We start from the raw sequence: 25,907 nt of genomic DNA, 5'->3' as shown, positions 1-25,907 counted from the left end.
CGAAAAGTTGAGATGCGTGGCGCAGGATGGAAGCCCACTCTCGAGTCGTTTCAACGCCTCAAGACATGGACTACCGGCCTCGGCCAGGGGATTGACTCAAGGGGCCGCCGGCGTCGTGACGGGTTCGGCCACGGGCTGGGGAGCGGCGGGAGCCGCTTCCGGCGCGGGAGCGGGTGCCGATTGAGCAGCCACTTCCTCTTCTTTCCGCCGGGCATACTTGGCCTCGTATTCAGCGCGGGCTTGTCCAATCGCCTGCGTGACCACCTGGAGAATAAGCCTCACCGAGCGAATCGCGTCGTCGTTGCCCGCGATGGGAAAATCCACCTGATCCGGATCGCAATTGGTATCGACGATGGCGATGATGGGAATGCCCAGCCTCCTCCCTTCCTCCACCGCGTTGTGCTCGCGCTTGAGATCCACAATGAACATGGCCTGGGGATGGTTGTCCATGGCCCGAATGCCATCCAGATTCTTGTGCAGGCGGGCGGCTTCGCGGCGGATCGCCGACTGCTCCTGCTTTACGTATTGGTTGATCGATCCATCGGTTTCCATTTTCTCGATCTGGTTCAACCGGCCCAGCGAGCGTTTAATGGTCTTGAGATTGGTCAGCGTGCCGCCCAGCCACCTTTCGGTGACATGGAGCTGCTTGCAGGTCTTGGCCGCTTCTTTCACGGCTTCTTGAGCCTGTTTCTTGGTCCCGACGAAGAGAATCTGGCCTCCTTTGCCGGCTACGTTGGCCATGAAGTTGCAAGCGTCGCGCAATTGCGCGGCCGTCTTGCTCAAGTCGATGATGTGGATCCCGTTGCGGGCATCGAAAATGAATTTCTTCATCTTCGGATTCCACCGCTTGGTTTGATGACCGAAGTGAACGCCTGCTTCCAACAGTTCTTTGACACCTACATTCATGCGGACAGTGTTCCATTGATTTAAGGGCTCAGATCCTTGACCGGACTTGTGAGCCATCCCGGGAACGCGGGATTGAGTTCGATGTGGTTAAGGCCGCCGCGGCGACCAAGCCGCGGCTCAATTAAGGCCGTTTTGCTTCCCCTCGAGAGGCCTCGAAAATCCTGCGATTCTCGCCAACCCCACGAGGGCCGGGAACGCTCTCACAGGGGGCACCGGGGCGCAATCCTTATTTCCAGGCCTGAACTCGCGGCGGTGCATCCCGATGTTGCCGGTGATGCAGGTAGGGCGCGTCCGTCCCGGCGCGCCGCCGGAGCATGATGTTTTGCATCCCGTGGGCGGCGGGCTGGGACAGGCCCGCCCTACCAACAACATCGGGATACACGGAACTCGCGGCGATCAGAGGACTCTTCCCAACCGAGTCGAAAGCTCCGGATGCCCGGCCCGCGTCCAGGCGATCGATTCTCACCATGAATTCAGGGTTGACCCTGAGCGAACCAGACAAGCTTGTCAGACAACTATCGCCGGAATGACACAATGTTGTCACATGCAATGCTTACAGTCGTGTGTGTAGGTGAACCTTGCGATCCCGGCTCCCATCCGGAAATGGCGAGGGTTCGCAGGCGAGACCGGCAACACGCTCCCTTGGAAAGGAGGCTTCCGCGTCTTGCATGAATACGGCATGACTAAAAATCCTGATGGTTTGGCTCCATCGCTTCGTATGGTTTCCGAACGGACACGCGTCCTCATCGTCGAGGACGAACTGGACGCGCTGGAGCTGATTCAATTCAATCTGCATTCGTCCGGCTTCCAAACCTTGGTGGCCCGGGACGGCTGGACGGCGGTACGGGCGGCGGAATCCGAGCGCCCGGACTTGATTCTGTTGGACGTGTTATTGCCGGAATTGGACGGCATCGCGGTCTGCGAGATCCTGCGGAGCAAGGCGTCGACCTCGGCCATCCCCATCCTGATGCTCACGGCCTGCGCGACCGACGATTGCCGGGTGCTGGCGTTGGAATCGGGCGCTGACGATTTCATGACGAAACCTTACAGCCGCCGCGAGCTCTTGAACCGCATAGGCCAATTATTGCCGCCTGCCAGCCTCGTTTCCCAAACGTAACCTGATTGTAAATCGGGCTCCGTTGTCGCTACCGTGAAGGCGTGGTAACCAAGGATCGACTGAAATCTAAAATTCTCATTGTGGATGATGAGGTGGACGCGGTGGAGCTCATCGCTTTCAACCTTCAAAACGCCGGATTTGACGTCATCTCTGCCTCCGATGGGGCCGAAGCCATTCGCAAGGCCCGGACGTTTGGCCCTCATCTGGTCATCCTGGATGTGATGCTGCCGGAAATCGACGGCCTTGAGGTTTGCAAGCTGCTGCGGCGTGACCCGGCGACCTCCAATATTCCCGTCTTGATGTTGACGGCGAAGGCCACGGAGCTGGACCGCATTCTCGGCCTTGAGCTTGGAGCCGACGATTATGTCACCAAGCCCTTTAGCCCCCGCGAACTGGTGTTGCGGGTCAAGCGGCTTTTGCGATTGCGTGACGAACCGCAGGGCAAGCTCGAACGTCTTGAGTTTCGCGAACTCTCCGTGGATCTCCCGCGGCACTTGGTTTCGGTGCAGGGCAAGCGCGTCGACCTCACGGCCACCGAATTCAAACTGTTGACCCTGTTGATGGAGCGGCGAGGGAGAGTGCAGTCCCGGGAACAGTTGTTGCGGGATGTTTGGAATTACGACAGCTTGATCGACACCCGCACGGTGGATACGCACATGCGCCGGCTGCGCGAAAAACTCGGGCGTGCGACCAAATACCTCGATACGGTGCGGGGGGTCGGCTATCGGTTTACGGAAGACGGATGAGACGATCGGCGCGGCTGGCCGGGTTGAATCGGCGCGGCGGTCTGGCCGCTCTCTCGGTGCCGTATCTCTTCGTCTGAATTCATGGAACTCGTTCTGGCATGGCTGACCGCGCTGGCGGCGGCGGCAACCGCGGGATGGATGGCCCGGCGATGGCGCGCCGCCCAAAGAGACCTCGACCTCGCGCGGCGCGAGCAAAGCCGCCTGGCCGAGGCCGAATCCGAAGCGCGCTCCCGCTCGCGCGCCCAGGAGCAGGCCCTCATCGAGAGCATGATCGAGGGAGTCGTCGTGCTCGATGCCCGCGGCCGCATCACCCTGGCCAACGCCGCGCTGATTCGCATGTTCAAGCTCGGCCAGGATCCGGCCGGAAAGTCACTGCTCGAGGCGTTAAGGCACCACGCCTTGCAGGACATTCTTCGCGCCGTGGAAGCCAGCGAGGACCGCAGCGTCAGGGACTTTGAGATGGAACTGATCGAAACACCCCGCCGTTTTCTGCAAGTCAACGCCACGTCCCTGGCCGGTTCCCAAGGCGAAACGCGCGGCACCCTGCTCGTCTTTCATGACTTCACGCGGCTCAAGACTCTGGAAGCAACCATGAAGGAGTTCGTCGCCAATGTGAGCCACGAATTGCGGACGCCGCTCTCGCTGATCAAAGGCTACGTGGAAACCTTGCTCGACGGCGCCAAGGACGATCCCGCGGTGGCGGATAAATTTTTGCGCACGCTCGAACGCCACGCCAACCGCCTGGCCTTCTTGATCGACGATCTCCTCACCCTGTCCCGGCTCGAGTCCGGCCAGCTACAGTTGAATTATCAATGGCTGGATCTCCGCACGTTGGTGGACCACGTGGTGGAGGATTTACAGTCGAAGTCCCGGTCCCGCGGCCAGACGATGGCCCTTGAAATCCCCGAAGGCATCAAAGTGACAGCGGATCCGGAACGGATCGAGCAAGTGCTGGCCAATCTCATCGACAACGCCATGAAGTACGGCAGCGAAGGCGGAAGAGTCGTGGTCCGCGCGTCGCGATCTGGTGACTCGACGGTCGAAGTGCGTGTCGTGGATGATGGGCCGGGCATTCCCCGGGAGTCCTTGGAACGGGTGTTTGAGCGATTCTATCGGGTGGACAAGGCACGCTCGCGGGATCAAGGGGGCACCGGACTGGGCTTGTCGATCGCGAAGCATGTGGTTCATTCCCACGGGGGAAGGATCTGGGTGGAAAGCGAGTTCGGCCATGGCGCGCAGTTCTGTTTCACCCTTTCGACGCACCCCCCTCCTTCACAGGAGTGACACACCCTTGGGCAGGCGGAGCACGTGGGTGCCAGCCACTTTGTCGTGCCAGGATTGCTTCTCATGATCCCAGGCGATCCACAGAAATCCCAACCCAAAGACCATAAAGGAGAAAAAGCCGCTGAGGGCGCGGACCAAGCCAACCGCGAAATTGACTTTGCCTCCATCGGTTCGGACGAGTTTCAAGTTGAAGACGATCCCTCCAATGCTGGTGCCGCGCCAGGTCCACATGGCCACATAATAGGCGGGCAGGAGCACCAGGACGCTTGGTGGAAACTGCGTCACCGCGGAGATGAAACCGACCAGAAGCAAATCCAGCAACAATGCCCCAAGCCGGACCCAAAAGCCGGCAAACGGATAGCTCAGGGGGGCCAGGCCGGCGCCGGCTTCCATGGCGATGCCCGGTTCTGACGAGGCCGGAGGCTCGCCGGCGGCACCTTTCGCCGACGTGCCCGCCGAGCCGGTTGGAAAATGAAAGCTGCGCGGGGCCGATTTGGCAGGATCCCCTCGAAGCGCCTGGCCGGCGGCGAGAACCACAGCGCCAAAACCCACAAGGGACGCAAGCAACCACACCAAGAGTCCCAAAATGGGAACCGTGTAGAGAAGATAGAAAAGGATCGTGCCGGTCAGGAGGGCGATGAACGGAAGCTTGAGAAACTCGGCGTTCAGTTGGGAGCCAAGCTGTTGCCCCGCAAACCGATAAATCACGAGTTTCCCAAAGAGGCCCGCGGCGAAAAAGCCGGCGATCGCAAAGGGCACCAACAGAGCGCCAATGACGGTTCCAATCAGCAATACCAGCAAGGGCAGGAAAAGCGCCACGCCCAGAAATCCCGCCAACAATGCGCCCGAAGGCGTCCGATCCAGCGTCTCCACGCAGCTTTGCGCCTGTTTCGGGAACATCGCCCCCAACATCACATTCAAAAGGAAGAGAATGCCGCCCACATACCAAGCCCAAGGCAGCGAGGGTGGAAGTGGACGCGCGTAAAAAAGGCCGTTCTTGAACCAGCCCACCGCAACCTCGTAACCCGGAAAAGGCAGCGGCACTTTGCTGCCCCGGACTTTGGAACCCTCGGCCGCTTGCAGCGTCCCGCCAATCACCACCGCGTCGCCCTCGATCTCCGCCCGGGGCCCAAGTTGAGCCGATCCCAGCACGACAACCAGATCGCCTCCAATCCGCCCGTCCACTTTGGCGTCTCCCATGATAATCACGGCTTCGCGGCGGACCTTTCCTTCCACCACCGCATCGCCAAAGATGCTGACAAGTTCCTGCGCGGCCTCATCCTTCCCCACGCGGGCGGTATCACGGAAGGAGACAACTCCGCGATGCCCCCAAGGGCCGTCGAATGAATCCTTCCGATACACGACGGTGCGCCCGTCTTCGGAAGCGGTGGACGTTTCGACCGAAGGAGCCGTCTCCGTGCCGGCGGCGCTTGAACTCGCGTTCGCCGGGGTGTCCTGCGCTCGCGTTTGCCTGGCTCCGCCCGCCAGAATGATCAGGATCCAGGCTACGGCCAGGAAAGGATGCCATCGATGATTCCAGTACTTCATAACGCGCCAACCTGTGTCTTGAGACTTAGTGTTGTTCCCAGGAGTGTCCTCGAACCTGCCGGTAACACCAACAACCCGCGCCGGCGCAGATCCACCAGGCGGACATCGCGGCCAGCCCCAGTCCACCCCAAAATTCGAATCCTAGACGGCGGGCCAGCACGCCGGCTGCCCCGAGGAGGATGTCCAAAAAAGTGAAGACGGTTTCCGCCAAACCCATGGAAGCCGTGCTGAATCGCGCCAGGGGTTCAGCCGCCCAGGCGAGCCAGGCCCAGCCAGCCCAACCGGCCACGGCGCACGCCCAAACCACGCCGGCCGCCATGGCCAGGACCTGAACGCGGCGAGGCCAGCTCGGCCAGGCTTTGCGCCACCAAGGGCGGAGGGCATCCGCCCGCAAGGCGGCGAGGACGGAGGGAATCAGCGTGGCGGGCGCCTTGCGCGGCGGCAGCGCCTTGAGTTCACGGTCGATGGCTCGTTCCAGGGAATGTTGTTGATCAATGTCCATGCGAAGAATTCTTTCGAGTTCATCCCCAATCCGGGGAAAGTCGAGGTCCGCCCAGCGGAGACCATTTGACGGGTTGGGTGGCCATGCCGGAAGAGCCTTTGGAATGCAGCGCCGCCTCGTCCGCCTCGATGGCCACGCGCAACACGCGGCGAAGCGCTTCCCTCGCGCGGAAGATGTCGGTCTTCACCTTGGGCAACGACACCTTGAGCTGCGCGGCGATTTCCTCATAGCTCATGTCCTCGAAGTGGTAGAGCACCAGGGGCACCCGCTGCGCGGCGGGCAATCGCGCCAGGCAACGCTCCACCCATTCACGCCGATCCAAGGACTCCACTTCCAATGCCACGTTTTCTTCCCCCGCGACCAGGACAGGGTTTTCACCCTCCTCCTTGGACGGTTCCATCTCGGAGAAAAAACGCCAGCGCGCGCGATAGCGGCTGAGATGGTTCAGGGAAAGGTTGCGAGCCACCGTGCGCAGCCATCCGCCGGCGGTGGGGCTCGCTGAGAGTTCCGCGAATCGCTCGTGCGCCTTGAGGAAGACTTCCTGGGCGACGTCCTGGGCTTCCGCCTCATTTCCCAGCAGCCGGACGGCGGTGGAGAAAACCATGTCCTGGTAGGCCTTCATGAACGCCTCGAATGATTGCGATTCTGTCATTGTGAAGGCGGGGTCGGGTTCCGCCGTTCTACCAGGATGACCCGCGGCGGGGCCGGGAAGTTGCAATCGATGATCAAGGCAGGCCGAGGCGCTTCGAAAAGAACCGATACGCCAGGGCGTTCATCATCGCCCTTTGTTCGTTGTTCGCCGCGCCGCCGTGGCCTCCTTCAATATTCTCGTAATACAGGGGAGCGTGGCCCAACTCGATCATGCGCGCGACCATCTTGCGAGCGTGACCGGGATGCACGCGATCGTCGCGGGTGGAGGTGGTGAACAAGACCGGCGGATATTTCACGCCGGGCCGGACTTGGTGATACGGGGAATATTGCTGGAGAAATTCCCAATCCCCAGGCTGGTCCGGATTTCCGAATTCCTCCATCCAGCTCGCCCCAGCCAGGAGTTGGTGGTAGCGGCGCATGTCCAACAGGGGCACCTGGCAGACAATGGCACCGAACAACTCGGGCCGCTGCACCAGCATGTTCCCCATCAACAAGCCTCCGTTGGAACCGCCGATGATGCCCAGGCGCGCCGGGGACGTGATCTTGCGCCGCACCAAGTCCTCCGCCACGGCGATGAAATCATCGTAGGCCCGCTGGCGATGACGTTGCAGCGCGGCTTGGTGCCATCTCGGCCCAAACTCTCCGCCGCCCCGGATATTGGCCACGGCATAAACGCCTCCGCGCTCCAGCCAGGCCGCGCCCGCGGTGGCGTCATACTCCGACAACAGCGGGATCTCAAATCCTCCGTAGCCTTCGAGCACCACGGGATGTTCGCCGCGAGGCGAAAGGCCGTCCCGGCTGATCAAAAAGTAGGGCACACGGGTGCCGTCCCGCGAAGTGGCAAAACCTTGCTGGATCTGCAACCCACCGGGATCGAAGAACGCTGGCATCGATTTCAATTTCTCAGGCTGTCCTTCACCGACCCGGCCCAGGGAAAGCGTTGAGGGCTGGAGAAAACTGGAGGAAGTCATCCAGAATCGATCGTCCTCGCGCGAGTCGAAGCCCCAAGCGCTCACCGTGGCAAATCCCGTTTCTCCGCTCAACGCCACGCGCGTCCACTCGCCCGTCCCCGTCCCGGGCCTCAAGGCATCGAGCCGGTTGCGGACGTTGTCGAGAATGTTCAGAATCAAATAGTGCCTCGTGCCGTCCACTCCAGCCAGGGACGTGGTATCGGTGGGCATGAAAAGCGGAACCCAAACCCCTTGACCCTCCAGCCAATCGTCCAGTTTCGCGGCGATGAGGGAGCCGCGCTGAAAGGTATTGGAGCCTTGCTTCCAATCCGAGCGCAGAGTCAGCAACAGCCAATCTCCGAAGGTGCTGGCCGAGGCATCCGGGGGCTTTTCCACACGCACCCAGCGCTCGCCACGCCGGATCCAGGTCTCGGAACTGAAAAATGTCGGAGAACGCTCGATGATCTCATGGACGCGTCCGCGATCGTGAGACACGCCTGGCCCCACCCCCACATCCTCCTTCTTGCCTTCGAACACCGTTGCGGCCGCGGACAAAGGGGTGCCGCGATTCCAAAGCTTGATGACCCTCGGGTAACCCGAGTCGGTCAAAGACCCGGGGCCGAAATCAGTGGCCACATACAAGGCGTCGCGATCCCGCCAGGCCACCTGGGACTTGGCCTCCGGCAGCGTGAAACCCTTCTCGACCCATTGCTTGGCATGGACATCGAACTCCCGCACGACCGAGGCGTCGGCACCCCCGCGCGAGAGCGAAATCAAACACCGATCCAGCCCGGGTTCCAGAAACTGTGCCCCGTGCCAGACCCAATTCTCCTTTTCCTCGGCGGCTGCCCGATCCAGGTCGAGCACGGTTTCCCAGGCCGGGTCCGAACGGCGATACTCCTCCAGCGTGGTCCGGCGCCAGAGTCCTCGCACATGACGTTCATCTTTCCAAAAGTTGTAGAGATGTTCCCGGCGTTTGACGACTTGGGGAATTTTCTCCTTCGAGTCGTAAATCGACTTGAGCCGATCCTTCAGAAGACGGAAGGCATCGTCCCCGGCCAGGGCCGCCAGGGTCGCCCGATTCCGCTCCCTCGCCCAGGCCAGAGGTTTCGCGCCGGCCACCTCCTCGAGCCAAAGGTGCGAATCGCGGGACCAATCAAGCGCTTCTGTCGACTTCATATCCGTGCCGGAAAACTTCGAAACACACCCCGCTTGAACCATCACCAACAAGGCCAGGCCAGCAGGCGCGAGGTAACGCTCAAGTTCAAACCCGTGACGAGTTCGTGATCCCTCGTGGCGGACAGGGGAGCGGTCAGGGCTGAGGCTCCGATGGCACGGGAGTTTGCTTGGTTGCTTCATAATCCAATCCAGGCGACGGCGGTGACGAGGCTGCCCACAATGCATCCAGACTCCATCGAAGCGGTGCGGAGAGTCCGGAAATTTCCAAAATGCCGCCGCCGACCGTTCCGATCACATGGGCTTCCATGCCCAGAATCCTCGCTTGGGCCGCCAACAAGCCCCCGCTCAACGCGTCGGTGGTCACGAGTGCCCGGGCCGGCCATTCACCAAAAAGGATCGCATCAGCGGCATCCGCCGAATCGGAACCCGCCCATGCCGCCAGATCGACACGGGCTCCCGCGGACGATGAAGAACTCGGGGGCGCCAAACAACGGGTCACGCCCTCCGCCAGCGCCGCCGCGAGCCCTCCACGTCCAATCAAAGCGGCGCTCTTGACGCGGCCTCCATGAATCAAACCGCGCACGACTTCGCGGAGACTCGAGATTCGGCCTGCGTCGCCTGTCGACTGATCCGCCCCGGTCGCAGTGCCTCCCAGCACAAGGATGACGTCTCCCTCATCCTTGAACCAAGGGGGGGTAGCGTGAGCGGGATCGGAAAGCCGCGCGGCCACATAAATCGCGGAGGTCTGGAGATTCCAGGAACGCAGAATGGCCGAAGCGGGTTGTCCGGCGCAAGGAATCCCCCAGGACTGAAAGCAATCGCTCAAGGCAGCACATTCGGTTTCCGGATCGGTGCGGTCATCGGGCGGGACGGCATCCGCGCCCGGGGGCCTTGGTCCATGGTCGACCTTCGATGAATCGTGCGGACCGAGAATGGATGTGGAAGACGGCCTCCCCGGCGAATCCCAACCGATCCATGAGCAGGCGCCCGCACAAGTCAACCGGAGCACACGCGACGCAATCTCCTGCGCCACCGAAGTGTTCTCGATCAACGAAGGGTCTGAAATCGGCAGGGTCGTGACGGCCCAAATCTCCTCCAAGGCGACTGCCGTCGAAGGCGGGTCGGAACCCTCGAGGACACCCACCGCACCACCCACCCGGTACAAGGCCAGATCCTTGTCGATGGCGAGGATTCCGACGGCGTTTCCGACCGGCCCCCGGGGCAACTCCATGGACCCCACGGTAGAACGGGCGCGGGCTGCCAGCAGCGCGATCAAGTCGCCGGCCCCGCGGTTGAGGCTTGCGGTCTCCGAGGGCGGAGAGGTTTTCGATGCGTTGGCCGATGCGGTCATATTCGAAGCCGGATCGGGGCGAGGGCACCACGCCGCCGGTCCGAAACCAGCATGGAAACATTCGCTTGGAGAGACAAGGAATTGCTCGGCCACGTCGAGGGGTTATGGGATGGCCCTCAGGCCGCCCTCAGGATGCGGTCCCAGAGATTGTCGTTCATCAGCACGCGGGCCAGGAACTCGCTCTCTTCATTTTGAGACCATGGCGCCTGGGGCGAAACGGGAATGCGAATGACGAAACGGGTTCCCCGCGGCTCGATGTCCTCGATCTGGATCGTCCCGCCGTGGTGATAGACGATGAAATAAGCGGTCATCAGATTCAGTCCGAAGCCCTGAGGGTCCTGATTCCGCACAAAAAACGGATCGAAAACCGCGCGCAACGATTCCCGTGGCAAACCAAGGCCGTTGTCGAGGATCTCAAATCGGAAATAAGCGCTGTCCCCTTCCCCACGCTCAAGGGACGTGTCGATCCGGACTTCGCTGCCTTCCGGCAGAGTGAACGATTCATCCCGGAGGATGAGCTCGAACAACCGTTGGATGCGGAACATGTCCACCTTCATGGGGGGAAGCCCGGGCTGGGTGCGAACCGTCACCCGCACCTGGCGGGCGGCCAGCTCCGAGGCGGTGGCGTCAAGCCCGCGCTGCACGAGGGCGCCGGTTTCGATGACGTCCTCAAAACGGAACTCGGGTTTGGCCGCCGCGGTTTCGAGACCGCTGAGCAGGGCGCCGATGCGCCGCACTTGAATTTGAACATGACCGTAAAAATCGCACCAAAATGTCGGCTGCCGGAGTTGATCCAAGTCCACGTTTTCTTCCTTGAGCTTGGAGGGAGCGAGCTCGATGAACGTCTGCACCGCGACGAGTGAATTACGGACGTAATGCCCGAGACCCGCCGCCAGAACCCCGAGCGCGATGACCCGGTCCGTGATCATCAGGTTGTGCAGGCTCGAGAGTTTCTCCCTCAGCAATTGGTCGCGTTCGCGCTGCACGAGGAAGAACTCGAGAGCGCGTTTGACGGTGGTTTCCAAAATGGGAGGATCCCAGGGCTTGGTGATGTACTTGTAGATGGCGCCGGTGTTGACGGCTTCGATGGCGGCGTCGAGGTCCGAGTAGGCGGTGGCCAGGATGCGCAGAATGCGGGGTTCCAATCGACGGGTTCTCTCCAGCAACTGCACTCCCTTCTCACCCGGCATGCGCTGGTCCGTGATGATCAGGCCCAATTCCGACCGGTGTTGCTCGAACAGGCTGAAGCCTTCCTCGGCATTGGGCGCGGTGAACACCCGAAAGGTGCCCTCCATCAGGCGACGAAAGGCATTCAGGGAGAGCTCCTCATCGTCCACGTAGAGGATGGCGAAGCGTTTGTAATCGTAGGGTTGAGGCGTCATAAAAATGAAGTGGTGTCATTAGGCGGCCAAAGGGCGGCTTCCCGCCGGCTGGGCTGCGGGGAATTCCATACAGAACCGGCTGTGGGATCCGGGCTCGCTTTCCACGGTAATGCGGCCTCCGTGATCCTGCATGATGCGATAGCATATGCTGAGCCCCAGACCCATGCCCTGACCAACGTCCTTGGTCGTAAAGAAAGGGTCAAAGACGCGGGCCAGGAATTCGGGGGGGGATACCGCAGCCATTGTCCCGCAGGATGAGCTTGTCGCAGATGCCCTCGCCAACAGCCTCGATGCGGATGAACGGCGTGTCCGCTCGCTCGCCCCGCTGCTTCAACGCGTCGAGGGAATTCTGAAGCAAGTTGACCAGAACTTGAGTGATTTGATTCCGGTTGGCGAGCAGCCGCAATCCTGGAGGAATGGACGTTTCGATGGTGACCGAGCCCCGCGTTTCGTGGCTCACGAGGCGAAGCGCGTCTCCGACGATCGATTCCACGGATTCTTCTTTTCGCAGTTCGTGGCTGGGATGACTGAACGTGCGCAAACTGGTGACGATGCCCTGCACGCGGTCCACCCCATCCTGGATGTCCTCCAGCATTTCACGCACGCCCGGCGAGCCGGGATCCAACCGGCGGCGAAGGGTGTAGAGCGTGGTCTTGACGTAGTTGAGAGGGTTGTTGACTTCGTGGATGATGCCGGCGGTCATCCTCCGCAAACGCCTTGGCGATCGCTTCCGGGCTGACCGGGTCATTCATCGGCAGCCCTCCGCACTTCCAGCAGCAGGTTCACTCCCGTCTCTTCCGCCTGCAACCGGCGGCACGCATGGGGCGAAGCGTCGGGCGCCAGAGCGGCCAATTCGTCCGGGGTCCGGTAGTTCAAGTGCCATTCCAGCAGGATCTCCATGGACCGGCGGAAGGGTTTGCACGCGTCCACATTGGTCGCCACCAGCACGCCTTCGGGTGCGAGCCACTCGTAGAATTGGTTCATCAGCCTTTTGCAAACCCGATCCGAAATGTAATCGCAAAGGCCGGCGCAGTAAATGACGTCGAAACCCCCGCGCGGATCGAAGGGCTTCCGATGCACGGAATCCTTCAAGATCTGATGGACGGATCGCAATTCGAGTTTCAGCGAGAGCGGGAGTCCGGCCTCGTCTGCGATGCCCGAAAGGACGCTCCCGGCATGGCGCAACGTTTCCTCGTTAAAATCGAGCAGCACGATATCGGCGTGCCGGCACTCGGGACATTCCTGGAGAAAACGCTGCAACTCCCACGCGGGACCGCAGCCGAGATTGAGAATCCGGGTGCGCCGTCCCGCCCGGGCCCGCTTCGAAGTTTCCTCCCGCAACAAGACCTGCAGCCAGGCGATGCGGTTGCGGTGAGCTTCCGCGGGCGGATTTTTCAGGAAACAGACGTTGACCAGCTGCGCAAACAGCGATCCTCCTTCATACGGCGGACGGAGGATCATATTGACCATCTCGTAATCGCCCGCGTAGCCCAGCGGCTTGTGATACGTGCGATACACGAACGGCGCGCACAAGATCAACGGATGCAGCAACCGCCGCGCGTAAGCCCGGTGAGCGGGCAAGGCGGCGGTCTGCACCGACTCGGCAATGCGGTCAAACCGATCGAACCAGCTCATGACCAGAGGGACGACCCTGGGCTCGATGCGCTGCACCACATCGAGTTCAAGCTGCCGGCGGTCCGCCACCGGCTCGGACCGAATGCCGAATTCGAGCTGGCCCAGCCACCGGCGCAGGTCCAGCAGCAACAACTGCATGTCGGCGACGGCCAGCTTGAACGCCGGCAAAATCCGTTGAAACCGGTCCCATTCATCGAGAAACTCTCCGAATTCTTGCGCCAGCCGTTCCTGCAGCTGACGCGGGGAGAACAGATCGACGTCGATCCATCCCTCGTCAATCGCGGCCTCGCAAACGAGCATGATCCCGGTGTTGACCAGGTTGCTCACGACCGCCCGCCCGTGATAGGCGAGCCGGTCGTTGATGAAGATCTGCAACTCGGCCAGAACTTCGGAAAGCTGAAGCAAACTGTAAGGATTATAGACTTCGAATACAACGAGGTAGCGGGACATGCGCAGCACACTGCCCCGCAATTCCAGCCCCTGGCTGTTGCGGCTGATGATGAAACTATCTTTTTCGCCCGGCTTGGGCGTGTGAGACTTAGGTTCCATGCGAATCGCCCGCCAACCCGGGGAACGCCAGAAGGCCGTTGGCGTCGGGTCGGCAAGACCGCGAGCCGGGAAACAGCGCAGACATCAATCCGCGCTTTTCCAGCGTGCTGTATTCTAAGCGGGCCCACTTCGCCATAGCATTCTGGAAAAATCCCCTTTCCTTCCCGTTTGCATCCTCCCCATGTTCCCGGCATGCCGGATGTCATCGCCATTGTGGGCAGGCCCAATGTGGGCAAGTCCGCCCTCTTCAACCGCATCGCCGGACGACGCATCGCCATCGTCCACGACCAACCCGGCGTGACCCGCGATCGCGTCTCCGCCGAAGTCGAATGGCACGGGCGCCCCTTTACCCTCATCGACACCGGAGGCATCGGACTGGCTCGAGGAGAGCGCTCCTCCGATGCGCTCGCTGCGGCCGCCGTGGACCAAGTTCAACTGGCCATCGATTCGGCACAACTCATTCTGTTCGTGGTGAACGCCCAGGAGGGCTTGACTCCTCTCGACGAGGAAGTTGCCCGCCGCCTGCGCGCCTCCGGTCAAACCACCCTGCTCGTCGCCAACAAAGTCGATCATGATGGCGTGATCGATCAAACCGCCGACTTTGCCTCGCTGGGTTTTGAGCGGACCCATCCCGTTTCAGCGATCCATGGCTTGGGCATCGTGGCTCTGATGGAAGCCGCGTTTGCCCGGATGCCCGCCCCGGCCGAAGGCGCCCCGGATCCGGCCACGGAGGAGCCCACGCGGGACCGGCCGCTGCGCCTGGCACTCGTGGGGCGGCCCAACGTCGGCAAGTCTTCGATCATCAACGCCCTCACCCGCTCCAATCGCGTCATCGTCAGCCCCGTCCCGGGCACCACTCGAGATGCCATCGATGTTCCCTTCACCGTGCATACCGAAGGCCGCGTGGAACGATACATTCTCACCGACACCGCGGGCATTCGAAAGAACCTCCACGCCCAGGACACCGTGGAATTCTTCAGCGCGCAACGCAGCGAGCACGCCATCGAACGTTGCGACATCGCCGTGCTCGTGCTCGATGCGGAAGCGGGAATCCTGGAACAAGACAAACGCATCGCCGGGAAAATCGTGGAGCACCATCGCGCGTGCGTCGTCGTCGTCAACAAATGGGATCTCGCCTCCGAGGCGGTCGCCCAAGCCCGCGAGAAAGCCGAAGCCTTCAAAGAAAAGAAGAACCGCGCCTCCCGCCAGATCCTCACCACGCTCGGCGAGTACGGCGAATGGGTGCAAGACACGCTGTTTTTTATCGATTACGCCCCCGTCATCTTTGCCTCCGCCCAGACCACCTTCAATCTGGACCGCCTTTTGGAAGCGATCCGCTACGTGGCGGACCAACTCCGGCAAAAGGTTCCCACCGCCATCTTGAATCGAACCCTCAACGATGCCATCGAACGCCGCCAACCGGTGAGCGCCTCGGGCCATCGCTTAAGATTCTATTATGCCACCCAGGTTCGCCAGGCGCCGCCCACATTCCTGCTCTTCGTCAATCGCCAGGAACTGTTCTCCCCTGCTTACGCAAAGTATCTCTCGACCGCCCTGCGCCAGGCTTTCGGCTACGAAGGTTGCCCCCTGGTGCTTGCCCCCAAGGCACGGCCGAAAACGATCGAAACCATCCGCTCCCGCCGGTCCGCACCCTCCCCGAACCTCCCTCGATCGGAATCCACACGCCGTCGATCTCCCGGCCAATCCCGCTCGCCAGGATCCCGCGGCAAGCGTCAACGGTGAGTTCAAATCCCCCCGTCCCAATCTCGGCCGGCATCGACTTCCAGAAATCGCTTCCATCACTTCGTGAGGGCCGCCCCGCCCGCATCGGAACCCTCGTTTCACCCGGGAGGCGGCCTGGTTTCGTGGCCCCAGCGGTTTCATGCGCTCAGAACTCAAGCGCCCGAACTCGAGCGGCCGCGTACTGAGCTCGCAGCTGTTCGAGGGTGAGCGCGCTAGAAAACACCGCAATTTCATCCATCCGGCCTTCCAGCCCGAGTCCTCCTTCCGCCCGTCCGCCAAAGGTCATCGCCCATCGCGGCCCGCCAGACCCCATCGGCAAGATCGCATCAATCTCGGGACTTGATCGCGCGTCCAGATACACGCGAACCCGATCGCCGGTCCGCACCAGGGCAACGTGATGCCAGGTCTGGAGCCCCAGGGGATTCCGCCCCCAAAAAGGCTCGTTCGTGTGCTCTCCACCATGAAGCAGCAATCGGCCCGCTCCTTTCACCGAAGCGAGGGCCGAGCCTCCAAGGGCCAGGCTTTCCACCGCCTCCAGGCTTCCTCGCGGACCCCGCGAGTAAAGATACCCCGTCAGCCCACGCGCATGCGAGGGCAGGCCGTTCCACACCCAAAAAACAAGGGTATAGGCCTTGGGCAGCGGCATCGCCACCGCCAAGTGTCCGCCCGCGAAATGGACCGAACGATTGATCGAACTTCCGGAGAAGGCATTCGGCGCCGGCAACACGGAAGGATGATGCCCCATGCGGCCGTCGGCGCCGGGGAGCCAGAGCGCTACCAATCCCTCGAAAGCTCCCGCATGCACACCCATCGCGTCTTTGGCCACCGGCCCCGTCATGTCTTCCAGCCGCCAGTAGGCCGAAGGCCTGGACTGCATCACTTTGACGGCATAGCTTCCCTGATCCTCCTTCAATGGAAGGCGGTTTCTTCCGGCGACCTTCTCCAGCAAGCTCAGGGCGGTTTCAACGATGCGAGGCTCGGCGTTCGTTTCCAGTCCGGCAGTGCGAGCAGGCCAGGTGGTGTAGCCTCCGAGGCGGTGTTGTTCCGGGGGCGGAATATAACCTTCGGCACCATTGGCCAGTTCAACGTTGAACGTCGCGGCCATGGGGCTCTGCCGCTTGATCTTCAGTCCGGTCAGGGCGAACACCTCGTTGGGCAACGCCGCGATGGCGGCCTCTCCGATCCGCAACGCCTGAATCTTGAGCTCGGTGCGCGGCTTCTCGTGAAGATGAATGGCTTCCAAAGCGTAAATCTCGGGCAAGGTCTGCGGCAGCTTTTCCCCAAGTCGTGCCTCCATCTCACGCGCCCAGGCAAGGCGTTGCGAACCGGGAGAACGATACTCCAACGGAAGCAACTTTTCCTCACAACGCAAGGGCACCCGCGATGTCCAGCGGGCGTCGCGCAACAAACCCGCCGCAGCCTCGGCAATCTCCCGGGCATAGGCATCATAGCCAATCTCCCGCCTCGGCGCTCCATAGTCCATCCACATCAAATCGCCGCTGGTCCCCTGGGACATGATCCCGACAAAACCCTCGGAGGCGCCCAGCATTTTGCCCAGGTGATCCGCGAAGCGCGCAAAATAGTCGGAAGACAGCAACGGGGAACCATAGTAATGCTGCGAATAGTTCGCGAACACCGCCAGTGGACGTCTATCCATTCCCCGAAAACCGAGGATCGAAAGTTCCGGGTCCACGGGACCACTCGGACCGATGGCGTCCGGACTGTTGTGCCCGGGGTGCATGTGGGCGCGCACATTACGGTCGCCAAAAGGATCGGTGAGAAGCGTGTCGGGCCGCCGGATCCAGCGCCGGTTGAACGTGTGTTCCCAAAGCGGGGCTTGCGCCACGGTCATTTCGGCCGGAGCCAGCCGCTTGTGCGCCTCGATCATCGCCCGTGCGATGCGCCCCGGCAGAAAAGCGGCGTAGCGCGGGTCCATCCTGCTGCCCAGGCAGCCCATGGCGGAAGGAGCCGAGTGCGTGTGAGTCGCCGAAACCATCATGCGATGCTCCGGAATTCCCGTGGCTTGCGAGACCTGAACCTTGGCGGCGTCGATCAAATCGCGCGTCATCATGCAAGTGTCCACGACACACAAGGCGATCGTGGTGCCCCCGGCCTCAAGCACCAAGGCCTTGGCCTGCAAGTCGTCCACCACTTGACTGGCGGTTCGCTCCGTGAACATGGCGTTCACTCGAACCGGAAACTCAGGCGGATTGATCGAGACGGAGGACGCTCCGGCGCGAAGCGACGCGGCGGCGCAAAGGTCCAGGCTGGCTGCGAATCCCATGAGCAGGAGCCAATTCCGAAAAACGGCGGGGTGCATGGCTCATTGAAGCGAGAAGCCAGCACCCGCGCAAGTCTCGCGCGCTCCAGCAAAGCTCTCGAACCGGAATGCCGCTTCTCCCAGCCAGAAAAAGGGCCGTCCCTCCGCCGTGACCAGAAACCGTCGATCGTCGGACACCTTCAACTTTTCGAATTCTCAGCCTCAGGTTCGGGTTCCTCGGCGGGTTCCTCCGCGTCCTCCTTGGCGTCCTCCGTTTGGGACTGAAACAGGAAGGCGATCACTCCCGTAAACAGCCCGCCGCTCAAAAGAGTGTTGCTGAAAAACTTCCACGTTTCCGGCCAGCCCAGGGTGCCCACCGTCAACGCCTGCCACCAGCCGGCCAGGGATTTGACGTACTCAGGGTTCTGCAACCAGGAAGCGGTGTTGGTGATCAAATAAAACAGAATCGCGCCCATCAACCCGCCTCCCGTAAGCCGGGTCAACGAACCCGCGGCCGAAAACTGCCTGCCCATCCAAAACAAAACCACGTAAGCCGCGTAAATGGCGATCATGTAATCGCTGACCGCGTCCGTGTGGTAATGCCACACATTCTTGATCACGTCGGTCGCCAACAGGGTCAAGCCCACCGCCCACCACGGAAGACGCCGATGAAAAACCCCCGCGCAAAAGACGAGCGCATAAGCCGCACTGAAATTCTGCGGCAGCAAGCCCGGCCACCGTGACAACGCAAAGGCCAGCAACACCAACGCAACCAAAATGATATTCCGCTTCTCTTTCACTGCGTCGAATGATACGCGAAAACTCCCTCATGACAAGCGCCCCGATCCGCCCGGACCCGCGGCTCCATATTCTCTTCGAGTCAGCCGACCTCCTCGTCGTCCGCAAACCCGCCGGACTCGCCTGTCATCCCACCAAAACGGACGCTTGGTCCAGCCTGGCCGGACGCCTCCGACTTCACCTTGGCGGCGAAGCACCCGTTCGACTCGTCCACCGGCTCGACCGGGAAACGAGCGGTGTGGTGATTGCCGCAAAAACCAGGGACACGGCCCGCGCGCTCGGACAAACCTTCGAAGCAGGGAAAGTCTCAAAACGATACTGGGCCCTGGTCCATGGCCATCCCCGCCAGCCTCTGGGATTCATCGAGGCTCCTTTGGGACCCGACCCGCTGAGCCTCGTGGCCATCAAGGACTGTGTGCGTCCTGACGGGCAACCGGCGGCCACCGCCTGGCGCGAACTCCAGCGCTGGTCCAACGGGGACCATCTTTTCTCCTGGCTCGAAGTCGAGCCCCGCACGGGCCGCAAGCATCAAATCCGAATCCACCTTGCCTCCATCGGACATCCCATCGTGGGAGACAAGTTATACGGACTCGACGAACGTCACTACCTGGACTTCGTGAACCATGCGCTGACTCCGACCCAATGCGAAAAACTGATGCTGCCGCATCATGCCCTTCACGCTCGAAGCCTTTCCTTTGCCTGGGCCGGGCGCGAGTTCGTGTTCGAGGTCGAGCCCGAATTCTGGTTCATGCAATTTATCCGTGCCGTGTCCTGAAGGACTTCACCGCCTCTAGGCAATTCCGCGCCCGGCCAACCGAAAGCCGCACCCAACCAAAAGTTGGTGGTGAACGCGATAATATGTCCAGAGCGCCGCGGTCTGCGAGGCACGTGCCGTCGTCCGGCGATGCGCCTCAGCACGCCGTGGTTCAGGTGTATCCAGAGGTTGTCCTGATCACGCAGACAGCCCTGTCGACCGTTGCGCAGGCCGCCCAACCTGCAGGCGACAAAGGGAACCAGGCGCGTGGAGAGCATGGCAGGGCCTCCTTCTTCACTCGTTCGAGTTCCGCGTCGACAGAGCTCTTTCGAACGAAACGTGGGACTCCCGGCATCCCCCTCCGGCTGACAACTCGAGAAGGCAATCGGGAGCCGCGGCTTTCATGAATTGAATTTCCAATCGCGTGCGAACGGTCCAAAATGTCGGCGATGACTTCCTCCCGCGCCAAGCCGCGCCTCGCTTCGAAAGTTCACCATTCCCGGCGCTCGTTCATGGGCCGGCTGGCACTGGGTGCCGCGGCCACCGCGGCCGTTCAAGCAGCGGACGCCGCCCTGCGGACAGGTCTGGCGGAGTTGGAATCGGAACTGCAAAGCTTGGCAGCGGGCCGAGACTACTGGCGCCGTCTTCGGCGCGAATTCGATTTTCATCCCGGACTGATCCATCTGAACTGCGCCACCATCGGGGCCTGTCCGCGCCTGGTCCTGGACACGGTGACCACGTGGTTGCGCCATGTGGAAGGGGATCCGGTGCAATACGCCTTCGGCGCCCCCGGCGATGCGGGAGAGCGAGCCGCCGAATTCCTCGGCGCCACGCGCGACGAACTTCTGCTCACTCGAAACACCACCGAAGGCATGAACGCCATCGCCATGGCCCTGCGGTTGCAACCCGGCGACGAAGTGCTCACCACGAATCACGAGCACCCGAGCGGCTCGAATGGCTGGATGTTCCTCGCCCGCCATTACGGAATCAAACCGGTCTTCGTCGAAATCCCCGCGCCCGCGCGAACCGCCCGTGAAATCCTCGATCTCATCGCCGCCAAACTCACTGACCGCACCCGCGTCTGCAGCTTCAGCCATGTGGAAACGCTCACCGGCCTGGTGATGCCGCTGGCCGATATCGCCAAACTCACCCGGCCCCGCGGCATCCTCCTCGTCTGCGACGGAGCTCAGGCTCCCGGCATGCTGGCCATCGATGTGAAGAAACTGGACGTGGACACCTACGCTTCCAGCAGCCACAAGTGGATGCTGGCCCCCAAAGGCAGCGGCCTGCTTTATGTCCGGAAGGAGGCCCAGCCCCGCCTGCCTCTCCCGACCGGTTTCGGCCAGCCTTTTTATTCCGCGTCGGGAGGCACACAGAATGTGGCCGGCATTCTCGGACACGCCGCCGCGATGGCGTTTCATCAAGTGCTCGGCCGCAAACGCGTGGAAGCTCGCTGCCGCGAACTGAGCGGGTACCTTCGAAAGCAAGTCGGCGCCATCGGCGGAGTTCGCCTGCTGTCCCCCGCCGACGATTCACTCTCCGCCCCCGGCATCTCGACCTTCGCCTTCGAACGCGTAAAATCGGCAGACCTCGCGGCCAAACTCTATCAAAACCATCACATTCAAACGCGCGTGGTGCCGCCCACCTACGGGGGGATTTCCACCGGACAAGGCCGGCTTCAGGATTACAACGCCCTCCGCATCTCAACCCATATCTTCAACGACGAATCCGAGATCGACCGGCTGGCGAAGGCGCTGGAAAAGGAGATGGCCGCCCCTTGAGCTCGAGGCCATCCGGTTTCATCGAGGAATCTTGCTTCCCCTGTGAGCTTCCATGCCCCGGTGCATCCAGAGGTTGTCGGTGACCGGGTTGTCTTGGTAACGCAGACAGCCCTGTTTGCTGTTTCGCAGGCTGCCCAGCCTGCGGGGCGACGAAGGGATCCAGGCGCGTGGAGAGCATGGAAGGGCCTCGTTCCTCACCCGCCGGGCCGACTGGCAGTCGGCGATACGGCAGGCTGGGCAGCCTGCGCCACACGACAGACATCTTCGGGATGCACGGCCCATGCCCGGCCATGGTGGGAAAGTTTTGAAAAACTTCTCTGTTTGATCTACCGTAACCGCCTTATGAATCCGCTTTCGTCCGGGGCCGCCAGGGTTTCCCTTGCGTTGTTGATGGCCGTCATGACCGCGTTCGCCCGCGCCGCCACCCCCGAAGCCGACTGGCGCTTGCCTGACGAAAATCCCAATTCCCCGCGATTCCATGCGTCCGTCTCTCCCCGCGATTACGTCTTCCAAGTCTCCGCCTTTTACTTCGGCTCCGCGGAGTGAAGTTACTGCCGTACCCAGTTTGGGTACTTGAACGATTTGCAGAAGGAACTCCGGGCGGAGCGGGTGGGATTTAACATCGAAATCCTCGGCATCAACCGCACCAACTACGCCTCCTTCAATGCCACCGCAACCGCAGGCCGCAACCTGCCCTGGCTTCAAGATCGCTTCGACCTGGCCGTAGCCGAAAAATGGAAGGCCACCTACCGCGATGTCCGCATCCTCGACCCCGTGAACCGGCTGTCCGGAGTCTTCAACCTCACCAGCCAGAACCTGCTCCTCCCCACCCACTACACCGCCCTCAAGAAACTCCTCCTCGAAGCGGCAAAAGTCGTGGATTCCGACGGCGATCGACTGCCCGATCTGTGGGAGGAAAAACACTTCGGCAATCTAACCCCAGGCCCGAACGAGGATGCCGATCATGACGGCGTGAGCAACCTCGCCGAATGGGCCCACGGAACTTCGCCCCTGAACTCCTCCAGCCGCCCGTCCGTGCGACTCACCGTGGTCAAGAACGGAGCGCTCAATAGTCTCGTCGCCACCTTTCGGCGGCCTGCGCCCGCCATGAGCCTGGCTTCCTACGAACTCTCCCCGCAACTCGGAGACTGGCAGCCCGGGCTGAAGCGGCCTGTTCTCGCGGCCCCCGACGCCAATCTTTTCGATGGCACAGGCTGTTTCGAAACTTCGTTCCGCTTCGATGCCGCAGCCGAACCTGGAACCCAGGGATTCTTCCGCATCACCCTGGCCCCTGTTCCTTAGCGCCAGGGCGGACCGTCACCATCAAGTCGTCCGCAATGCCCTCCAAGGCGGATCGCAAAGTCTCCACACTGACCTGGGGTGGCAGCGCCAGGGTCGCCCTGGCGGAGAACAGGGAGTGCCCCGACATCGCAGCGCTTTCGCAGCCGGACTCGAAATCTTCCACGTTGACCGCCAATCGAGCCAGGATCTGGCTGATCTGGCGAACGATGCCCGGACGGTCGCCGCCCACCACCTCGAGATGGGCGAAATGCATCGCTTGCGCGGCCAGAAGAACGCTCCCTTCACGAAGCTGAATCTCGAATCCGCCGCCTCGCATCGAGTCAAAAGCGCGGTGAAGCGCATCGCGATTCTCCAGGGGAATGTCCGCGCGCAAAATCCCGGCAAAATGGCCGCCCAAACGGCAAAACCGGCTCTCCAGCCAATTGCCGCCATGCATGACCAGCAGATGAGAAACCTCTTCCACAATGCCGGTGCGGTCCGGCCCCACAAGCGTGAGAATGATCGTCATGCTCCCCTCATCCAAAGCGCAAACGAGGAAATATAAAATGCAAATTTTTGATTGAAAGCGCCACGGAAGAATCTAGTTCTCAACTCGTTCGCAAACCGGAGTCCGCTCCGGCGGCGACCGCAGCCAATCACGTGAAACCAACCGACCTCCGGGGCATCCTCCAGTACATTCCGCGTTTTCGGGATAAAACCTTCGTCATCAGCCTCGATGGCGCCATCGTCACGGACGAAAACTTCGCCAATCTCCTGCTCGACGTCGCCGTCCTGCGCTCGCTCAACATCCGGGTCGTGCTCGTGCATGGCGCTTCGGCCCAAATCCGGACGCTCGCCGAGGAACTCCACGCCACACCTTCGAACTTGGACGGCACCGGCATTACCGATGCCGACACGCTCAAACTCGCCCTCACCGCCGCCAACCGCCTCACCCACGAAATCCTCGAAGGCCTCGCCGCCAACGACCTGCGCGCCGCCTGCACCAATGCCATCATCGCCCACCCCATGGGCATCCTGAACGGCGTGGACCACCTCCACACCGGCAAGGTCGAGCGGGTGGACGTCGAACTCCTCCAGACGCTCCTCTCCCAAGGCGTGGTTCCCGTCGTTCCCCCGCTCGGCTTCGACGGGGACGGACGCACTTACCGGGTCAATTCAGACGGCGTCGCCCTCGCCCTCGCCGAATCTCTCAAGGCCGCGAAACTGATCTTCATCACCGAGGAAGAGGGCCTGACCCGTCAAGGCCAGTTGATCCGGCAAGTCCCAGTCTCGGATTTGCAAGCCTCCTTGACGAAGCAGCGCGACGACTTTCTGCCTTCCATGATCTCGAAGGCGGAGCATGCCGCCGCCGCCTGCCGCGCCGACGTCCCACGCGTGCACCTGCTCAGCGGCCGCGTCGATGAGGGACTCCTGGCGGAAGTATTCTCTAACCAAGGCATCGGGACGCTGGTCTATGCGAACGAGTACCAGCAAATCCGCCGCGCTATGAAAAAAGACGTGCGCGTCATCCTCGCGCTCACCAAGAAATCCGTGGAATCGCACGAACTGGTCAAGCGGACACGCCCGGCAATCGAGCGGCAGATCAACGACTACTATCTGTTCGAGATCGACAAGAATCCAGTGGCTTGCGTCGCCTTGCACGTCTATCCCGAACACGGCGCGGGGGAACTCGCCTGCCTCTACGTCAACCCTTCGCACGAAAATCAAGGCATCGGCCGGAAAATGCTCCAATTCGTGGAAAGCCGGGCGAGAGAGTTGAACCTGAACACGCTGCTCACCTTGTCCACGCAGGCCTTTAATTATTTCCAATCCAAAGGCGGCTTCATCGAAGGCACGCCGGATGACCTGCCGCCCGCCCGCCGGGAAAAGTACGATCAAAGCGGACGAAAATCCAAAGTCCTGCTGAAGCAGTTGGTGTAATGTTTCGCCTTGGACCGGGTTTCGTCGCGCATGCCGGCTGCATCGAGCATGCCCGAAGCTCACTTCGAGTCGTCCCACTGCGCCTCCAGCCGGCCGATTTCCAACATCAAAGCGTCGGCGACTTCCTGATAAACCTGCTTGAGCCTCGGCTTCGAGCAAGACTTGGCTTCCTCCCGCCATTTCGAAAAATCCAGCGGACGCCCGTATTTGACCGCGATCGGACGCGGGCGCGGCCAGCGATGGCTCCGTCCGTACGCTTCAAACGTTCCAAACACGCGCACCGGCACCACCGGAGCGTCTGACTTGATCACAGTCAGCCCGATGCCGGCTTTGGCCGGCAGCAACGAACCATCCGAGGTTCGAGTGCCTTCCGGGAAAAGCAGAATCGCGCCACCGCCCCGCAACCGGTCGAGAATGGCCTTCAATCCCGTGCCCCCGCCTCCATCCCGATCCACGGGCACCGCGTGCAGAGCCTTCAAATAGGCGCCAATGCCAGGCACTCGAAACAAGGATTCCCGCGCCAGATAATTCACCATGCGCGGCAAGGGCGACCCAATCAGCGGCGGATCGAGAAAGCTGGCGTGATTCGAAGCGAGGATGACCGGACCCTCCCGCGGCACACGCTCGGGGTGGATCACCCGCCAGCGGAACCATAACCGGAAAAGGATCCGGCAGACGCAGGCGGTGACCGCGTAGATCGGGTTCATCGCCCCGCGGCACCGTCCAACCGCCGCCGCACGGACTCGATGATCTGGGCGCTCGAATCGTTGGGGGTCATGCCCGACGTATTGATCACCACCGCCCCCAGCGGGATCATCAGCGGCGCGGCAGCCCTCGAACTGTCCCTCCGATCGCGCAAGGCCAGATCCTCCCGAACCCCGTCCGCTTCCCGCCGCCGGGTCCGTTCGGACAGCGTAGCATCGAGGTAAAATTTGAACTCGGTCTCCGGGAAAACATTGCTGCCAATGTCTCGCCCCTCCATCACCAAATTCCCGAGCCGCAAACATTCCCGCTGCTTCAGTTTCATCCAGTCGCGCACCTTGGGCATCGCGGCCACCGACGGCACCGCCTGACTCGTTTCCGCCGTCCGAATTTCCTTCTCGGGAAAATACCCGTCCACCAACAACCGAACCTGGCCGTCCTTGGATTCCAGGGCCGTTTTCCATTTGCGAATCAAGCCCGAAACCGCCTTCTCGTCGGAAATATCGATGCGATCGTGCAAACACTTCCACGCGAGGGTCCGATACATGGCGCCCGTGTCCACATAAAGAAAACCCAAGGCGCGGGACACGAGCCGGGCGTTGGTGCTCTTACCGCTCGCGCTGGTGCCATCGATGGCCACCACGATGCGCGCATCAAGTTCCTTCTGGGATTTCACAGGGGAAGTCATGGATGCCATCCAGAGTGCGCGGTCTGCCAGCTCATTCGGCGGACATCAACTCCACCGACAACGGGCGTCCTGCCGCGTCACGAAGGACGACTCCCAGGCCGTGAGGCGGGGCCTCGGCCAGTTTCTGGAAAAAGTTCGGAAATGTTTTTTTCACGCAGG

General features: G+C 61.7%; 25 protein-coding genes. 10 read left to right on the top strand and 15 right to left on the bottom strand.

What is annotated here, in order from left to right; translation table 11 throughout:
- Positions 1–96 precede the first annotated feature (96 nt).
- Entirely contained in the window at positions 97–963 is an 867-nt protein-coding gene (rpsB, locus tag FJ404_10290) for a 30S ribosomal protein S2 (GenBank protein ID MBM3823258.1), read from the bottom strand.
- Positions 964–1,168: 205 nt separating this feature from the next.
- Between rpsB and FJ404_10285 the strand changes: the two genes are divergently transcribed.
- The 4 genes from FJ404_10285 to FJ404_10270 all read left to right on the top strand — a co-directional run bounded on the left by FJ404_10285 (position 1,169) and on the right by FJ404_10270 (position 4,053).
- Positions 1,169–1,477: a hypothetical protein gene (locus FJ404_10285; protein ID MBM3823257.1), complete on the top strand. Its 309-nt coding sequence runs from the start codon at positions 1,169–1,171 to the stop codon at positions 1,475–1,477.
- A gap of 108 nt (positions 1,478–1,585) precedes the next feature.
- Complete coding sequence (locus FJ404_10280; protein ID MBM3823256.1) at positions 1,586–2,023, top strand: response regulator; 438 nt, start codon at positions 1,586–1,588, stop codon at positions 2,021–2,023.
- A gap of 59 nt (positions 2,024–2,082) precedes the next feature.
- Entirely contained in the window at positions 2,083–2,769 is a 687-nt protein-coding gene (locus FJ404_10275; protein ID MBM3823255.1) for a response regulator transcription factor, read from the top strand.
- Positions 2,770–2,850: 81 nt separating this feature from the next.
- Complete coding sequence (locus FJ404_10270) at positions 2,851–4,053, top strand: PAS domain-containing protein (protein ID MBM3823254.1); 1,203 nt, start codon at positions 2,851–2,853, stop codon at positions 4,051–4,053.
- Here the strand turns inward: FJ404_10270 and FJ404_10265 are convergent.
- From FJ404_10265 to FJ404_10225, 9 genes are all read right to left on the bottom strand, one after another.
- On the bottom strand, positions 4,042–5,601 hold the full coding sequence (locus FJ404_10265) for a hypothetical protein (GenBank protein MBM3823253.1): 1,560 nt from the start codon (positions 5,599–5,601) through the stop codon (positions 4,042–4,044). The genes FJ404_10270 and FJ404_10265 overlap by 12 nt on opposite strands.
- Positions 5,602–5,626: 25 nt before the next feature.
- The gene (locus FJ404_10260; GenBank protein MBM3823252.1) at positions 5,627–6,103 is read right to left on the bottom strand and encodes a hypothetical protein; all 477 of its coding nucleotides are present in this window, start codon (positions 6,101–6,103) and stop codon (positions 5,627–5,629) included.
- Between the two features lie 19 nt (positions 6,104–6,122).
- On the bottom strand, positions 6,123–6,755 hold the full coding sequence (locus FJ404_10255) for an RNA polymerase sigma factor (GenBank protein ID MBM3823251.1): 633 nt from the start codon (positions 6,753–6,755) through the stop codon (positions 6,123–6,125).
- 73 nt (positions 6,756–6,828) lie between these two features.
- Positions 6,829–8,883: a S9 family peptidase gene (locus FJ404_10250; GenBank protein MBM3823250.1), complete on the bottom strand. Its 2,055-nt coding sequence runs from the start codon at positions 8,881–8,883 to the stop codon at positions 6,829–6,831.
- A 133-nt stretch (positions 8,884–9,016) separates the two neighbouring features.
- Complete coding sequence (locus FJ404_10245) at positions 9,017–10,234, bottom strand: hypothetical protein (protein ID MBM3823249.1); 1,218 nt, start codon at positions 10,232–10,234, stop codon at positions 9,017–9,019.
- 116 nt (positions 10,235–10,350) lie between these two features.
- Positions 10,351–11,616 (bottom strand): response regulator, encoded by a 1,266-nt coding sequence (locus tag FJ404_10240; GenBank protein MBM3823248.1) that lies wholly within the window; start codon positions 11,614–11,616, stop codon positions 10,351–10,353.
- A gap of 18 nt (positions 11,617–11,634) precedes the next feature.
- Positions 11,635–11,859: a hypothetical protein gene (locus FJ404_10235; GenBank protein MBM3823247.1), complete on the bottom strand. Its 225-nt coding sequence runs from the start codon at positions 11,857–11,859 to the stop codon at positions 11,635–11,637.
- A complete protein-coding gene (locus tag FJ404_10230) occupies positions 11,816–12,364 on the bottom strand; it encodes a hypothetical protein (protein MBM3823246.1) in 549 nt (182 codons plus the stop codon). Before FJ404_10230 ends, FJ404_10235 begins: the two co-directional genes overlap by 44 nt.
- Complete coding sequence (locus tag FJ404_10225; GenBank protein ID MBM3823245.1) at positions 12,361–13,800, bottom strand: class I SAM-dependent methyltransferase; 1,440 nt, start codon at positions 13,798–13,800, stop codon at positions 12,361–12,363. Before FJ404_10225 ends, FJ404_10230 begins: the two co-directional genes overlap by 4 nt.
- A 192-nt stretch (positions 13,801–13,992) precedes the next feature.
- On the opposite strand from FJ404_10225, the gene der reads away from it, so the two are divergent.
- Positions 13,993–15,543, top strand: a complete 1,551-nt coding sequence (gene der / locus FJ404_10220; GenBank protein ID MBM3823244.1) for a ribosome biogenesis GTPase Der — start codon at positions 13,993–13,995, stop codon at positions 15,541–15,543.
- A 145-nt stretch (positions 15,544–15,688) separates the two neighbouring features.
- Here the strand turns inward: der and FJ404_10215 are convergent, their stop codons facing one another.
- A complete protein-coding gene (locus FJ404_10215; protein MBM3823243.1) occupies positions 15,689–17,863 on the bottom strand; it encodes a hypothetical protein in 2,175 nt (724 codons plus the stop codon).
- A gap of 140 nt (positions 17,864–18,003) precedes the next feature.
- On the bottom strand, positions 18,004–18,603 hold the full coding sequence (locus FJ404_10210; GenBank protein MBM3823242.1) for a hypothetical protein: 600 nt from the start codon (positions 18,601–18,603) through the stop codon (positions 18,004–18,006).
- Positions 18,604–18,611: 8 nt separating this feature from the next.
- Here FJ404_10210 and FJ404_10205 point away from each other — a divergent pair, with 8 nt between their 5' ends.
- From FJ404_10205 to FJ404_10190, 4 genes are all read left to right on the top strand, one after another.
- Positions 18,612–19,376, top strand: a complete 765-nt coding sequence (locus FJ404_10205) for an RluA family pseudouridine synthase (GenBank protein ID MBM3823241.1) — start codon at positions 18,612–18,614, stop codon at positions 19,374–19,376.
- A 419-nt stretch (positions 19,377–19,795) separates the two neighbouring features.
- Positions 19,796–21,136 (top strand): aminotransferase class V-fold PLP-dependent enzyme, encoded by a 1,341-nt coding sequence (locus FJ404_10200; GenBank protein ID MBM3823240.1) that lies wholly within the window; start codon positions 19,796–19,798, stop codon positions 21,134–21,136.
- Between the two features lie 342 nt (positions 21,137–21,478).
- Positions 21,479–21,682 carry a hypothetical protein gene (locus FJ404_10195; protein ID MBM3823239.1) on the top strand — a complete coding sequence of 68 codons (204 nt, stop codon included), beginning with the start codon at positions 21,479–21,481 and terminating at the stop codon, positions 21,680–21,682.
- 36 nt (positions 21,683–21,718) lie between these two features.
- On the top strand, positions 21,719–22,438 hold the full coding sequence (locus FJ404_10190; GenBank protein MBM3823238.1) for a hypothetical protein: 720 nt from the start codon (positions 21,719–21,721) through the stop codon (positions 22,436–22,438).
- Here the strand turns inward: FJ404_10190 and FJ404_10185 are convergent.
- Entirely contained in the window at positions 22,416–22,946 is a 531-nt protein-coding gene (locus FJ404_10185; GenBank protein ID MBM3823237.1) for a glycine cleavage system protein R, read from the bottom strand. The two genes, FJ404_10190 and FJ404_10185, sit on opposite strands and share 23 nt — an antisense overlap.
- A gap of 131 nt (positions 22,947–23,077) precedes the next feature.
- On the opposite strand from FJ404_10185, the gene FJ404_10180 reads away from it, so the two are divergent.
- Positions 23,078–24,358 carry an amino-acid N-acetyltransferase gene (locus FJ404_10180; GenBank protein MBM3823236.1) on the top strand — a complete coding sequence of 427 codons (1,281 nt, stop codon included), beginning with the start codon at positions 23,078–23,080 and terminating at the stop codon, positions 24,356–24,358.
- A gap of 59 nt (positions 24,359–24,417) precedes the next feature.
- Here the strand turns inward: FJ404_10180 and FJ404_10175 are convergent, their stop codons facing one another.
- The gene (locus FJ404_10175; protein ID MBM3823235.1) at positions 24,418–25,065 is read right to left on the bottom strand and encodes a 1-acyl-sn-glycerol-3-phosphate acyltransferase; all 648 of its coding nucleotides are present in this window, start codon (positions 25,063–25,065) and stop codon (positions 24,418–24,420) included.
- Positions 25,062–25,757 (bottom strand): (d)CMP kinase, encoded by a 696-nt coding sequence (gene cmk, locus FJ404_10170; GenBank protein ID MBM3823234.1) that lies wholly within the window; start codon positions 25,755–25,757, stop codon positions 25,062–25,064. Before cmk ends, FJ404_10175 begins: the two co-directional genes overlap by 4 nt.
- Positions 25,758–25,907: the final 150 nt, after the last annotated feature.

Source organism: Verrucomicrobiota bacterium, assembly GCA_016871495.1.
GTDB lineage: Bacteria > Verrucomicrobiota > Verrucomicrobiia > Limisphaerales > VHDF01 > VHDF01.
Note: the sequence above shows the minus strand (reverse complement) of the source record. Positions and strands in the feature narration are given on the sequence as shown.

Bases quoted from the DNA above. Each gene is read 5' to 3' on its own strand.
- rpsB (MBM3823258.1), bottom strand. From the start codon at position 963: ATGGCTCACAAGTCCGGTCAAGGATCTGAGCCCTTAAATCAATGGAAC.
- FJ404_10285 (MBM3823257.1), top strand. From the start codon at position 1,169: ATGTTGCCGGTGATGCAGGTAGGGCGCGTCCGTCCCGGCGCGCCGCCG.
- FJ404_10280 (MBM3823256.1), top strand. From the start codon at position 1,586: ATGACTAAAAATCCTGATGGTTTGGCTCCATCGCTTCGTATGGTTTCC.
- FJ404_10270 (MBM3823254.1), top strand. From the start codon at position 2,851: ATGGAACTCGTTCTGGCATGGCTGACCGCGCTGGCGGCGGCGGCAACC.
- FJ404_10265 (MBM3823253.1), bottom strand. From the start codon at position 5,601: ATGAAGTACTGGAATCATCGATGGCATCCTTTCCTGGCCGTAGCCTGG.
- FJ404_10260 (MBM3823252.1), bottom strand. From the start codon at position 6,103: ATGGACATTGATCAACAACATTCCCTGGAACGAGCCATCGACCGTGAA.
- FJ404_10255 (MBM3823251.1), bottom strand. From the start codon at position 6,755: ATGACAGAATCGCAATCATTCGAGGCGTTCATGAAGGCCTACCAGGAC.
- FJ404_10250 (MBM3823250.1), bottom strand. From the start codon at position 8,883: ATGAAGTCGACAGAAGCGCTTGATTGGTCCCGCGATTCGCACCTTTGG.
- FJ404_10245 (MBM3823249.1), bottom strand. From the start codon at position 10,234: ATGACCGCATCGGCCAACGCATCGAAAACCTCTCCGCCCTCGGAGACC.
- FJ404_10240 (MBM3823248.1), bottom strand. From the start codon at position 11,616: ATGACGCCTCAACCCTACGATTACAAACGCTTCGCCATCCTCTACGTG.
- FJ404_10235 (MBM3823247.1), bottom strand. From the start codon at position 11,859: ATGGCTGCGGTATCCCCCCCCGAATTCCTGGCCCGCGTCTTTGACCCT.
- FJ404_10230 (MBM3823246.1), bottom strand. From the start codon at position 12,364: ATGACCCGGTCAGCCCGGAAGCGATCGCCAAGGCGTTTGCGGAGGATG.
- FJ404_10225 (MBM3823245.1), bottom strand. From the start codon at position 13,800: ATGGAACCTAAGTCTCACACGCCCAAGCCGGGCGAAAAAGATAGTTTC.
- der (MBM3823244.1), top strand. From the start codon at position 13,993: ATGCCGGATGTCATCGCCATTGTGGGCAGGCCCAATGTGGGCAAGTCC.
- FJ404_10215 (MBM3823243.1), bottom strand. From the start codon at position 17,863: ATGCACCCCGCCGTTTTTCGGAATTGGCTCCTGCTCATGGGATTCGCA.
- FJ404_10205 (MBM3823241.1), top strand. From the start codon at position 18,612: ATGATACGCGAAAACTCCCTCATGACAAGCGCCCCGATCCGCCCGGAC.
- FJ404_10200 (MBM3823240.1), top strand. From the start codon at position 19,796: ATGTCGGCGATGACTTCCTCCCGCGCCAAGCCGCGCCTCGCTTCGAAA.
- FJ404_10195 (MBM3823239.1), top strand. From the start codon at position 21,479: ATGAATCCGCTTTCGTCCGGGGCCGCCAGGGTTTCCCTTGCGTTGTTG.
- FJ404_10185 (MBM3823237.1), bottom strand. From the start codon at position 22,946: ATGACGATCATTCTCACGCTTGTGGGGCCGGACCGCACCGGCATTGTG.
- FJ404_10175 (MBM3823235.1), bottom strand. From the start codon at position 25,065: ATGAACCCGATCTACGCGGTCACCGCCTGCGTCTGCCGGATCCTTTTC.
- cmk (MBM3823234.1), bottom strand. From the start codon at position 25,757: ATGGCATCCATGACTTCCCCTGTGAAATCCCAGAAGGAACTTGATGCG.